The organism is Geothrix mesophila, from assembly GCF_022808835.1.
Classification (GTDB): domain Bacteria; phylum Acidobacteriota; class Holophagae; order Holophagales; family Holophagaceae; genus Geothrix; species Geothrix paludis.
This window is the reverse complement of the sequence record NZ_JAKZLD010000001.1, coordinates 1,548,260-1,560,645: the sequence shown is the minus strand read 5'-3', so window position 1 is coordinate 1,560,645 and position 12,386 is coordinate 1,548,260. Positions and strand designations below refer to the sequence as shown.

Annotated in this window: 7 protein-coding genes; 6 read left to right on the top strand and 1 reads right to left on the bottom strand. The window is 58.8% G+C overall.

Going from position 1 to position 12,386, the window contains the following annotated elements; translation table 11 throughout:
* Window positions 1-71: 71 nt before the first annotated feature.
* Window positions 72-2,219: a C10 family peptidase gene (locus MLG87_RS07050; RefSeq protein ID WP_243294476.1), complete on the bottom strand. Its 2,148-nt coding sequence runs from the start codon at window positions 2,217-2,219 to the stop codon at window positions 72-74.
* Between the two features lie 742 nt (window positions 2,220-2,961).
* On the opposite strand from MLG87_RS07050, the gene MLG87_RS07045 reads away from it, so the two are divergent.
* The 6 genes from MLG87_RS07045 to MLG87_RS07020 all read left to right on the top strand — a co-directional run bounded on the left by MLG87_RS07045 (window position 2,962) and on the right by MLG87_RS07020 (window position 12,268).
* The gene (locus MLG87_RS07045) at window positions 2,962-3,873 is read left to right on the top strand and encodes a type IV toxin-antitoxin system AbiEi family antitoxin (protein WP_243294475.1); all 912 of its coding nucleotides are present in this window, start codon (window positions 2,962-2,964) and stop codon (window positions 3,871-3,873) included.
* Window positions 3,848-4,720 carry a nucleotidyl transferase AbiEii/AbiGii toxin family protein gene (locus MLG87_RS07040; RefSeq protein WP_243294474.1) on the top strand — a complete coding sequence of 291 codons (873 nt, stop codon included), beginning with the start codon at window positions 3,848-3,850 and terminating at the stop codon, window positions 4,718-4,720. Before MLG87_RS07045 ends, MLG87_RS07040 begins: the two co-directional genes overlap by 26 nt.
* 207 nt (window positions 4,721-4,927) lie before the next feature.
* On the top strand, window positions 4,928-6,562 hold the full coding sequence (locus MLG87_RS07035; RefSeq protein ID WP_243294473.1) for a type I restriction-modification system subunit M: 1,635 nt from the start codon (window positions 4,928-4,930) through the stop codon (window positions 6,560-6,562).
* 2 nt (window positions 6,563-6,564) lie between these two features.
* Entirely contained in the window at window positions 6,565-7,749 is a 1,185-nt protein-coding gene (locus MLG87_RS07030; RefSeq protein ID WP_243294472.1) for a restriction endonuclease subunit S, read from the top strand.
* Window positions 7,750-7,751: 2 nt separating this feature from the next.
* The gene (locus tag MLG87_RS07025) at window positions 7,752-10,949 is read left to right on the top strand and encodes a type I restriction endonuclease subunit R (RefSeq protein WP_243294471.1); all 3,198 of its coding nucleotides are present in this window, start codon (window positions 7,752-7,754) and stop codon (window positions 10,947-10,949) included.
* A gap of 161 nt (window positions 10,950-11,110) precedes the next feature.
* Window positions 11,111-12,268 carry a hypothetical protein gene (locus MLG87_RS07020; protein WP_243294470.1) on the top strand — a complete coding sequence of 386 codons (1,158 nt, stop codon included), beginning with the start codon at window positions 11,111-11,113 and terminating at the stop codon, window positions 12,266-12,268.
* The last annotated feature ends 118 nt before the right edge of the window (window positions 12,269-12,386 follow it).

Genomic DNA, 12,386 nt, shown 5'->3' with positions numbered 1-12,386 from the left:
CCTGCGGCCTCCCTTCGCTTCGTACCCTGGCAATGGATAGAAACAATCATTGCTTCATATTGTTTAAAGGTTTAAAAAGTGAATATATAAGTACTTTGAATAGAATCTTTAGTTAAAATCAGAGACCAAGCACCACGAGGCCCGTCCACCAAGGTTGCGGGGCTGACCGAACAAAAGCCTGTATCTGTTCCACCATAGTAGTCATAGACAATGGGTCCCATGTAGGCGTTGGTCATTTGTGCGTAGCCAGAGCAATTAGACGAGGACCCGAGGAGTCCATTGAAAGCATTGCTAGGTGTATATACACCAACAACAGTACCGGACGGATCTTTCAGTATCGCATTATCAAAAGTTCCCTTAAAATAAATTTGTTCGTAGCCTTCAAATGTGCATGTGCCGCTTGCCATGGCGTCATCACACATACCATTAGAATAAGAAACAGTTCCAAAATATTCTAAATAAGGGCCAGTATTATTCAAAATTGTAACGTTTGCAAAACCATTGACACTAGAATCAAGTGCACTCTTAGCGGTTATGATACAAGATCCTGGTGAATTAGTCGCTGTATAGAATCCAGAACTATCAATTGAACCAGAAGATGCGCTCCAAGTTACGTTATTACTGCCCACACCATTCACAATGGCCGTAAATTGTTGTGTACCGCCTGATGGGAGTGTGGTTATACTCGGTGTGATAGTGATGTTTCTGGCCGCACTAGTAAAATCGATCCCCCAAGCGTTCCCGCCATAAGAATTTGTTCGAACAGAAGGGATTGGATCTGCCGTTTTCGTAGGGAAAATATAGCCATTTTTGCTGGCTACGACAGAATAATGACCATAATTGACCCTGGGAAAGGCGTAAATCCCCTTCGCGTTGGTAGTGACTGTACGGTTAATGGGTCCAGTAATTGATACATTAACTCCAGCAAGGGGTGTGCCGGAAGCGTCAACGACTCGCCCACTTATGATTTCTCCCGTGCCACCACCAGGGTATACGTTATAAATGCATGCTGGCACATTAGTCCAGGAATAGCCTGCAGAGAAAACAGGCAAATTATACCAGGCATTGTTACTGCCGTCCCATCCCATATTCAGGTGATAATAAGGCATGCCAGCATCATAGCCGTACCCATCACAAACGACTTCGTGATCGGCCGTACTCCCGAGAATTTCGACAAGAACAGGCAAACCAGCATCCAGATTAGGATTTGCCATTGTGGACATATAAGGAGCTATTCCTGCTCCACTGCCATAATATCCAGCGTACATGGCATTAGTATATTTAAATACCCCCATTAGCGCGATATCAACTTTGCTTGTATAGGCGCCAGAGGAATTCAAGGTATAACTCATTCCAACGGAAACACCTGCATCATAGCAAAGAGAACCGATCATGGATCTTTCAGTCGCTGAAATAGATGACCCTGGAGACAAGGGCATTAAGCTGAAGTTATATGCACCACCTGTCCCATTGCCTCCACGAGTATTAAGGGTTCGCCCACTTCCATCTACATAACATCCGAATGAAGACACTCCAATGGCACTAGATGGGTATTGATGGAATCGCATCAACTGGGCCATGGCAGTGGCCACACAACCGCAAACATAATTATTGGGGGTATAATAATTATACGTATTATTGGAAAATACCGTGGATTGCCCCCAGGTGCTGCCCAATAAGGGTTCGACTCGAACATCACTTGGGCTAGAGGAGGAAGTGAAAGTTTGGCCTGTGATCGTTCCAGGCCCAAAACGCTTCATTAATCTGTATTTATTCCATTTTTCCTGTTTTTCCTTTAACTTCCATTCATTCTCAGGACCCATCCCCTTGGCTTCTTTTAGACGATGCGGCATTTCCTTTATTAATATATCAAATAGTGGATTCTTGCTATTTGACAAAAAAAGGCCGTCGGTAGAAAAAGCAATAATTGGTTCGATAAAATCATCTGGAGATATAACAATAAAACCTTCAGGTTTTAAATGTACGACATAGAAAATAATATCCCCATTTATATCTAAGCAACTGTCTACAGACTTGATCTCTTGATTAATTCTCTTATTCATTGGATGTGGATTAAGCCTCATCCAGCCAATCGCGACATCCTTGGCTTGATCTCTATCTCTGGAATCCGTGTAGGCTAGAGTAGAGGGAAAAAACAACAATATTATTCCAAGCAAACCCCGTTGAACTTGTTTTGAAATGGTTGAAAATATTAGCATGATAGCGCCCTTAAATGATTGCTATATTGAATTATTTCGACCTAATATTCTCGAGTTCCTGATGCGCTTAGGCCAAGTAAATAATTGCAGGTGGTTGATGGTGCGCTCATTGTGCTGGGTTCCGGCGGGGGGCGCGTCCTGCCTGCCCTGAGACGGCAAGCGGAGCCGAGGAAGCGGGACGTTGAGAGAGAACGGGGGGCAATGCAGGCGGGGTCCGAGTTGAGCAAGGGTTTAGGCCTAATAGGTCAAATTGTTATCCAACCAACTATTGACTTCCTTTGGTCCATAGCCGACATATGGTTGTTTTAATATGATAACGTTCAGATTGTCGCTTGGGTCTAAATATGGTTTTAGTTGATCGAATACTGTAGATGGCGTTGAATCTGTCCTAATTGCATAATAAAATTCAGAAAGCCGCGCCCACATATAGGATTTAATCTTAGAAATCAACTCAGAATAATCCTGGCCAGGTTCCCGGAGATCGTAGGTGATGAGTAGGACGGCCATTGTTTCTCCTTTGGTATGGTTGCGGTTTAACGAAGGAACCCGACCGGCCTCGCCTGTGGGAAGCGGCCGGCAGAGCAGAGGAATGAGAAGGCCTTGACGAGCCATAGCCTACCCAATGCTCCACATCCATCAATGAATTCCGCCGAACGGTAGCAACCTGGGGGTTGAACGGCGTGATCCCCCTCGACTCGGCAGAGCCACCCTGCTCCGTTGGCGGCCGGATGCCCGGATCGTCGTGGCCAGGGGACAGCGGGAGATCGTCTACTGGGTGGTGGTCAAGAAGACCGTGGATCGTCATGCCGCTCTGGTGGCGTTCAACGAGCTAGCCACCCACGCGGGGCAAGACCGGCTGGCCACGGAAGGGGGCGGCTTGCTGATTACGAATCAGCTGAGCGAAGAACTGGCTGATCGCTGCCGGAAGATGCGGCTGCAATTCCTGGATGCCGCAGGAAACGCCTACCTGAACCAGGATGGCCTGTTCGTGCTGATCCAAGGGAAGCGGCTTCAGGACGGCATGCGGGAGAAACCCGCCCGGGCCTTCGACCGGACCGGCCTAAGGGTGGTCTTCACTCTACTGGTGGATCCGGAGCTGCTCAACGCGCCATATCGAGAGATCGCCAAGGCCGCGGGCGTCGCTCTTGGCACCGTGGGCCGCATTCTGACGGACCTCCGGATGCAGGGACTGATCGTCGAGCAGAAGGATGGCCAACGGCGCTGGGTGGATCGCGATCGCGCCATGAAGACCTGGGCCCTGAACTACCCCCTGCGCCTCCGCCCCAAGCTGAATCCCAGGCGATACCAGGCGAACAACGACACCTGGTGGCATCAGGCAGATCCAGCCGCCTTCGGAGGGTACTGGGGAGGCGAAGTGGCAGCGGCCCGACGGAAGGGGAATCTCGCTCCGACCACCGCCACTCTCTACCTTCCCGAGAACCGGAACCCGTTCCTGACGGCTCATCGCCTGAGGGCAGATGACCAAGGCCCCATCGAGATTCTGGATGTCTTCTGGGACCTTCCAGAGGGCCCCCGTCAGGTGCGAGGCCTGGCCCCCGACCTCTTGATCTACGCTGATCTTGCGGGCATGGGAGACCCCCGCACCCACGAGGAGGCAGAGCGGATCTATGACGACCTCCTGGCTGGAGCTTAAGCACCCCCTGGAGCCTCACTTCGTGGCGCTTCTGGGAGACCTGGATGATGTCCTCCAAGCGGAGGTAATCCCCTACCTCCTCAGCGGCGCCATGGCCCGGGAGATCGTGCTCCACTACGGCCACGAATGCGCCCGGGGACGGAGGACGACAGATCTTGATTTCGGGGTCACGGTGAAGGACTGGAAGGCCTACGAGGCGCTGAAAGCCGCCCTCGTGGCCTCTGGACGATTCAGGCTCGATGCGAAGGAATCCCAGCGCGTCATCCACAGGGACGCGGCCACGGGCATGGACACCCGCGTGGATCTGGTCCCCTTCGGCGCCATCGCCCGCACGGATGGCACCATCGCATGGCCACCTGATGGAGCCCACGTCATGCACGTGCTGGGCTACGAGGAGGCCCTGGCATCGGTCATCCGATTGAAGGTCGACGCGACCCACGCGAACCCCATGGCATCAGCGGCAGGCCAGGCCATCCTCAAGCTGGTGGCCTACCGCGATCGGGGCGCGAGAACCCACGGCCGGGACGCTGTGGACTTCTACGAGCTGCTCAGTCACCACGCCGACACGCTCACAGACGCGCAGCTCTACGACGAGTTCCCAGAGGCGATGGCGCGATACGAATTCCGGCCTGAGCCTGCCGGAGCATGGATCCTTGGGAGACAGGTCGCGGCGATGGTGAAAGCGGGCCTCAAACCATGGATCCAAGACCTGTTCCGGTCCGAGCTGCGAGCCCGGATGATCACGCACATGCTGCTGGCCCGGAGGTCGTATGAGGACGCCGCGCGGGAGGGGGACGCGGCCCACTTGGTCGAAGCCTTCGATCAGGGCTTCCATTCGGCAGGTTGAATGAATCCCAGCTTGGATGACTCCCCATGCCGTTCTGCTCATCCATGGAAGGAAGGAATGACCACCTATCCCTTCTCGAATTCGCAACCTACCATGGGGTGATCTGGTCCCACGACATGTCACCACGCGGAAAAGAGGGGCCTTCATGCCCAAGATCGGGTGCGTTCGAACCGATGTCGGGACCTACACCACGACCAGGAATCAGACATGCAATGGATCGCCCCTTCTGAAAAAGACGCCGCCACCTCCTCGCTGGAAAATCGGCTGTGGGCAGCGGCGGACCAGTTCCGCGCCAATTCGGGGCTGAAAGCCCAGGAGTATTCCGGTCCCATCCTCGGCCTGATCTTCCTGCGCTTCGCCGAGGCCCGCTTCGCGGCCCAGCGGGCCAAGCTGGAGAAGGAGGGAACCTCCTCTCGCCGAGGCAACCGGGTGGACGATCCCAAGGCCTACCACGCGGCCGGGGTGCTCTACCTCAGCCCCCAGGCCCGGTTCGATCACCTCCTGAACCTGCCGGAGGTCACGGACATCGGCGCCATGGTCAATGCGGCCATGCGGGAGATCGAAGCGCAGAACCCTCAACTGGCCGGGGTGCTGCCCAAAACCTACAACCTCTTCACTAGCAGCCTGCTGAAGCAGTTGCTGAAGAAGATGTCAGAGATCCCCGTCACGCTGGATTACGACGCCTTTGGCCGCATCTACGAGTATTTCTTGGGCGAGTTCGCCATGAGCGAGGGCCAGGGCGGCGGGGAGTTCTACACCCCCAGCAGCATCGTCCGCCTACTCACCGAGGTCATCGAGCCCTTCCATGGCCGCATCCTCGATCCCGCCTGCGGGTCCGGGGGCATGTTCGTCCAGTCCGCCCGCTTCGTGGCCGAGCACCGGGCCAACCCTGCCGCCGAGCTGGCCATCTGCGGCGTCGAGAAGACTGATGAGACCGGTCGCCTCTGTCGCCTCAACCTGGCGGTCCACGGGCTGGAGGGCGACATCCGCCACGGCGGCAATGTGAACAGCTACTACGACGACCCCCACGCCGCCACGGGCCAGTTCGACTTCGTCCTCGCCAATCCCCCCTTCAATGTGAACGCCGTGGACAAGGAGCGGCTGAAGGACATGGTGGGCCTGGATGCCAAGGGTAGGGGCCGACGCTTCCCCTTCGGCCTGCCCCGCACCGACAACGCGAACTACCTGTGGATCCAGCTGTTCTTCTCCAGTCTCAACGCACAGGGCCGCGCCGGGTTCGTCATGGCCAACTCGGCCTCCGACGCCCGGTCCTCCGAGCAGGAGCTGCGCCAGAAGCTCATCGAGGCCAAGGCCGTGGATGTGGTGGTGGCCGTGGGTCCCAACATGTTCTACACGGTGACGCTGCCCTGCACCCTCTGGTTCCTGGACAAGGGCAAGGCCAAGACGAAGCGGGCGGACCAGGTGCTTTTCATTGATGCCCGCCACATCTACCGGCAGGTGGACCGCGCCCACCGCGACTGGCCCCCTGCCCAGATCGGCTTCCTCGCCAACCTGGTGCGCCTCTACCGGGGCGAGGCCCTGGACCTCACCCACGGTGGGGCTGGGGCCGAGGCCAAGCTAAGAGAGGTCTTCGGGAAGAAGCCCGCCTATGCCGACATCCCCGGCCTCTGCAAGGTGGCCACACTGGCAGAGATCGAGGCTCAGGGGTGGTCCCTGAACCCCGGCCGCTATGTGGGTGTGGCCCCCGGCGAGGCAGTCAGCGACGAGGACTTCAAGGAACAGCTGGAGACCCTGAACGAGGAACTGGAAGTGCTTAACGCCCAGGCCAGGGAGCTGGAGCAAACTATCGCCGCAAATGTGGCGGGGATTTTGGGGGCGTAAGGATGGCTGCGAAGCTCAACTGGCCGATGAAAAGCCTTGGCAGCCTTGCCGAGTTTCGCAATGGAGTGAATTACAACAAGAGCAGCTTCGGGCAGGGAATTAAAGTTGTTGGGGTCTCCAACTTCCAGGACTACACGAAGCCAAGGTATGCAGAGCTTGAGCAGATCAATCCGGACGGCATCGTTACCGAGCGCAACATCCTGCGCGATGGAGACATCGTCTTTGTCCGGTCAAACGGCAACCGTGAATTGATCGGACGAAGCCTCTTCATCGAAAAACCCCCAGAGGAGATCACGCACTCAGCATTCACCATTCGGTTGCGCTTCACATCCTCCGAGGTCCACCCGAAATTCTTCGCGTATTGTTTCCGAACACCACTGATACGCCAGGCCCTAACGGCACAGGGTGGTGGAACAAATATCAACAATCTCAACCAGGACATTCTTGGTTCACTCGAAGTCCCGCTTCCCTCCCTCGCTGTCCAGCAACGCACTGCGGGCATCCTATCTGCCTACGACGACCTCATCGAGAACAGCCAGCGGCGCATCAAGATCCTGGAGTCCATGGCCCGCGCCCTCTACCGCGAGTGGTTCGTCAACTTCCGCTTCCCCGGCCATGAGGGACACCCCCAGGTCGCGTCCCCGCTGGGCGAGATCCCGAAGGGGTGGGGTTTGGCCCCACTGTTCGACCTCGCGACTGTGAATTACGGTAGAACGCTCCCAACCAAACAGATGAATGAGGATGGAGAACATCCCGTCTATGGAGCTGCAAAAATTATCGGACGCCACACTGAATACAATCGCGAGCATCGAACCATTATCTGCGGTTGTCGAGGCAGCGTTGGCGAGATGCAAATCACCGAGGAGTTCTGCTTCGTAACCAATAATTCGTTCACATTCGACCCAACGCACCCGGACAATTTTTTCTGGCTATTCAACGGATTGAAAGAACGGGGACTCCGCGATGTCGTAGGCGGCTCTGCTCAGCCCCAGATCACACTTGAAGGCATCTCTTCAGTAGTAATTCTGACCCCACCATTGCAACTCAGAACAAGCTATCAAGAAGCAGTCGCGCCAATTTTCGAACAAGCATGGGCTCTTGACAGACAAATTCAAAATCTCCGCCGTACCCGTGACCTACTGCTGCCCCGCCTGCTCACTGGCCAGATTGGTGTGGAGGTCGCCTAGCCATGAGCCCCCACGCCTACACCGAGGACCAGCTGGTCGAGCAGCCCGCCATCGGGCTCTTCGCCGACCTGGGCTGGCAGACGGTGTCGGCGATGCAGGAGACCTTCGGATCGGGGAGCACCCTGGGCCGGGAGACCTCGGGCGAGGTGGTGCTGGTGGCGCGGCTGCGTGCGGCCTTGGTCCAGTTGAACCCGGCCTTGCCCGCTGAGGCCATCACCACCGCCATGGACGAGCTATGCCGGGATCGCTCGGCCATGAGCCTGGAGGCGGCCAACCGGGAGGTGTACCAGCTCCTCAAGGAGGGCCTCAGGGTCTCCGTCCCAGACCGGGGGCATGGGGGCCAGAAGACCGAGCGCCTGCGGGTGGTGGACTGGGAGACCCCAGCAAACAACGACTTCCTGCTGGTGAGCCAATTCAGCGTGACGGGCGCCCTCTATACCTGCCGCCCCGACTTGGTGGGCTTCGTCAACGGCCTGCCCTGGGTGGTGGTCGAGCTGAAGAAGCCCGGCGTCCCCGCCCGCAACGCCTTCGACGAGAACCTCACCCACTACAAGGCCCAGATCCCCGCCCTGTTCTGGTTCAACGCCCTGCTCATCGCCTCCAATGGCCTGGACAGTCGGGTGGGGTCCCTCACCGCCGACTGGGACCGCTGGTCGGAGTGGAAGCGCATCGAGCGGGAGGATGAGCCCCGTCGAGTGTCCATGGAGGTCCTGTTCCGGGGCACCTGCGACAAGGTTCGCCTGCTGGACCTAGTGGAGAACTTCACCCTGTTCTCGGAGCACAAGGCCGGGCTGGTGAAGGTGCTGGGGCAGAACCACCAGGTGCTGGGCGTGAACAACGCCATCACCTCCATGTTGGAAGCCCGCAAGCTGGGCCATGGCCGGGCCGGGGTGTTCTGGCAGACCCAGGGCAGCGGCAAGAGCTTCTCCATGGTGTTCTTCTCCCAGAAGGTGCTGCGGAAGCTGGCGGGGAACTGGACCTTCGTCATCGTCACCGACCGGGTGGAGCTGGACGACCAGATCGCCAAGACCTTCAAGACCGTCGGGGCCGTGGGCGATGCCGAGGGCGACCAGTGCCACGCGAGCAGCGGCGCCCAGCTGCGCGACCTGCTGCGGGGCAACCATCGCTATGTGTTCACCCTCGTCCACAAGTTCAAGACCGCCGAGCCGCTCTGCGACCGCTCAGATGTGATCGTCCTGACCGACGAGGCCCACCGCAGCCAGTACGACACCTTGGCCCTCAACATGCGCGCCGCCCTGCCCAGGGCCCAGTTCATGGCTTTTACTGGCACCCCCCTGATCGCGGGCGAGGAGCGCACCAAGGAAGTTTTCGGGGACTATGTCTCCATCTACGACTTCCAGCAGTCCATCGAAGACGGGGCCACGGTGCCGCTGTTCTATGAGAATCGCACCCCCGAGCTGAAGCTGAGCAACCCTGACCTGAACGATGATCTCTACCGGCTGATCGAAGAAGCGGAGCTGGACCCCGACCAGGAGGCCAAGCTCCAGCAGGAGCTGGGCCGCCAGTACCACCTCATCACCCGCGACGACCGCCTGGAGAGCGTGGCCAAGGACATCGTGAGCCACTTCCTGGGCCGGGGCTTCATCGGCAAGGCCATGGTGGTCTCCATCGACAAGGCCACGGCTCTGAAGATGCACGACAAGGTGAAGCATCACTGGGCGGCGGAAACCGAGCGGGTGCGCCAGGAGTTGCAGGACATCCCATACACCCCGCACGATGGCCCCCTGACGCCCGAGCAGGTCGCCCACACCGCCCGTGTGAGCGAACTCCATCAGCGGCTGGAGGTGCTGACCACCACGGACATGGCCCTCATCGTGTCCCCGGCGCAGAACGAGATCGAACAGATGAAGAAGCTGGGCCTGGACATCGAGCCGCACCGCAAGCGGATGAACGAGTCCCAGCCCCCCCTGGATGAGAAGTTCAAGGACACAGAGGACAGGCTCCGCCTGGTCTTCGTCTGCGCCATGTGGCTGACGGGCTTCGACGCGCCAAGCTGCTCGACGGTCTACCTCGACAAGCCCATGCGGAACCACACCCTGATGCAGACCATCGCCCGGGCCAACCGCGTGTTCCCAGGCAAGCACAGCGGCGTGATCGTGGACTACGCCAATGTCTTTGCATCCCTGGAGAAGGCCCTGGCCATCTATGGGGCGGGCACGGATGGCAGGAGACCGGTGCGGGAGAAGCAGCAGCTGGTGGTGGAACTGCGGAGCGCCCTGGCGGAGGCCACCGCCTTCTGCGCCGACCAGGGTGTCCGCCTCGACAGGATCGAGCAGGCTCCCCTTGGTACCCTCGACCGCTTGAACCTCATCAAGCAGGCCGTGAACGCCCTGATTTCCCCCGACCCCCTGCGCCGGGACTACTTCGGGCATGAACGGCTGGCCACGACCCTCTACCGGGCCATCAAGCCCGACAAGGCCGCCCTGGAATTCACAGGCCGGGTGGCCTGCCTGTCTGCCATCGCGGATGCCATCCGCGCCATGCTGAACCCCAACCCCGTGGACATTTCGGGGGTGATGGGGCAGATCAATGCCCTGCTGGACGACTCCATCCTGGGGCTGGAAGTCCCCAAGGACGGCCCGGCCGCACTGGACCTCTCCAAGATCAACTTCCAGGCGCTGGCGGAGCGGTTCAAGGATTCGAAGCAGAAGAACACCGATCTGGAAATGCTCAAGGTCGCCATCCGGGCGCGGCTGGAGCAGATGGTCCGCCTGAACCACACCCGGGCCGACTTCGCGGAGAAATTCACGGCCCTGATCGAGAGCTACAACGCGGGCAGCCGCACCATCGAGGAGCTGTTCGAGGAGCTGCTGAAGCTGAGCAACGGCCTGAATGAGGAGCAGGGGCGCCATGTGAGGGAGCACATGAGCGAGGAGGAACTGGTGATCTTCGACATCCTCACCCGGCCCGCCCCGGAGCTGTCCGCGGAGGAGCGGGACGAGGTCAAGAAGGTCGCACGAGAACTCCTGGCCCGCCTGAAGGAGCTGCTGGTGCTCAACTGGCGTCAGAAGGCCGCCGCCCGCTCCCAGTTGAAACTGACCATCGAAGACACCCTCGACACCGGCCTGCCCCGCGCCTTCACCCCAGAACTCTACCGGGCCAAGTGCTCAGCGGTGTTTGAGCATGTGTACGAGAGCTATCCAGAAAAAAATGTCGGAGTATACGCCACGATTGCCTGATGGCGTACGGCCCATAAGACGGACGGGGACCAAGCTCATCTTGCCTTGCAGTCGGTTACCCACCGGTTGCTCTTCGCATCCGTCCCACCAGGGTTCAGCCGCCCACCACCTGTGATCTCCATCCAGACCGCATGCCGTAGGATCGAAGCACAGGAGCCCCCGTGACGACCGGCATGTTCGCCCTCCAGGAGGGCTCAGGCATCATCGAGCTGCGTGAATCTCCCTACGCTTCTGAAGACCTGCTTCAAAGCTACTTGGCCGATCATCCGGCCCTGATGCCGGGGGACCAGATCAATCCCTCCGCCCCTCGGCGATGGCTCCTGGTTCAGCGCGAGCTGGGGATTCCTGGCGAGGAGGATGGCACCTCCCGATGGTCGCTCGATCATCTCTTCCTCGATCAAGAGGCCGTGCCGACCTTGGTTGAAGTGAAGCGGAGCAGCGACACCCGCATCCGCCGCGAGGTCGTGGGGCAGATGCTCGACTACGCCGCCAACGCCGTGGCCTACCTCAAGGTTGGAGATCTTCAAGAGGCCTTCGCAGCCGATTGCGCTCGGCAGGGTAAGGACCCTGACATTGTGCTTCGTGAGGTGCTGGGCATCGATCTGGAAATCGATGCCTTCTGGCAGCGTGTGAAGACCAATCTTCAGGCCGGGAGGATCCGCTTGGTATTCCTGGCCGATCGCATCCCCATGGAGCTGCGCCGCATCGTGGAATTCCTCAATGAGCAGATGGATCCCGCGGAGGTGATCGCCGTGGAGATCCGTCAGTTCGAGGGACCAGGGCTTCGCACCCTCGTGCCCCGAGTCTACGGCGTCACCGCCGAATCGGAATCGCGCAAGGCTGCTTCTCCTCGGGGGGCCCGCTGGGACGAGGAAAGGTTCTTCGGAGCGCTTCGCTCTGCCCGGCCCGAGGGCGTGCTGGTCGTGAAGTCCCTCCTCGCCTGGGCCGAGTCCCACGCAGACCGGATCGATTGGGGTGCGGGGCTTTCCAGTGGCAGTTTCACGCCGGTGATCCTCACGTCGGACGCGTGGTACCCCCTGTTTTCGCTCTACACCAACGGCACGTTCGAGATCCCTTTCCAGTACCTCAAGACCCGGCCTGCCTTCATCTCCGAAACCTCCCGCGAGGAGCTATGGGCTCGTTATCAGTCCGTGCCTGGCATCTCCCTTCAAAAGCCGAGTCTGGATAAGCGCCCCTGGTTCAACTGCATGAATCTCCCACCCGAATCCATCACGGCGATTCAAGAAACGCTGGTGTGGTGCATCGAGCGGGCCCGCAGCCTCGCTGTAGGTGCCAACCAAGCCATCCATCCGGGCTGATCTGGAAAGCTGGATGCCGGGGCATTGAACGGACAGTATCTGTCCATCGGATCGTGCCATATCTGGATGGCCCGACTCAGGCCGGAAGGAAGCCTGCCGCTCCGAGTGTCCGCCGCCT

What these genes read in the sequence shown, in the direction of transcription:
- MLG87_RS07025 (WP_243294471.1), top strand. Translation starts at nt 7,752, where the DNA reads ATGAGCCCCCACGCCTACACCGAGGACCAGCTGGTCGAGCAGCCCGCC.
- MLG87_RS07040 (WP_243294474.1), top strand. Translation starts at nt 3,848, where the DNA reads ATGACGACCTCCTGGCTGGAGCTTAAGCACCCCCTGGAGCCTCACTTC.
- MLG87_RS07035 (WP_243294473.1), top strand. Translation starts at nt 4,928, where the DNA reads ATGCAATGGATCGCCCCTTCTGAAAAAGACGCCGCCACCTCCTCGCTG.
- MLG87_RS07050 (WP_243294476.1), bottom strand. Translation starts at nt 2,219, where the DNA reads ATGCTAATATTTTCAACCATTTCAAAACAAGTTCAACGGGGTTTGCTT.
- MLG87_RS07030 (WP_243294472.1), top strand. Translation starts at nt 6,565, where the DNA reads ATGGCTGCGAAGCTCAACTGGCCGATGAAAAGCCTTGGCAGCCTTGCC.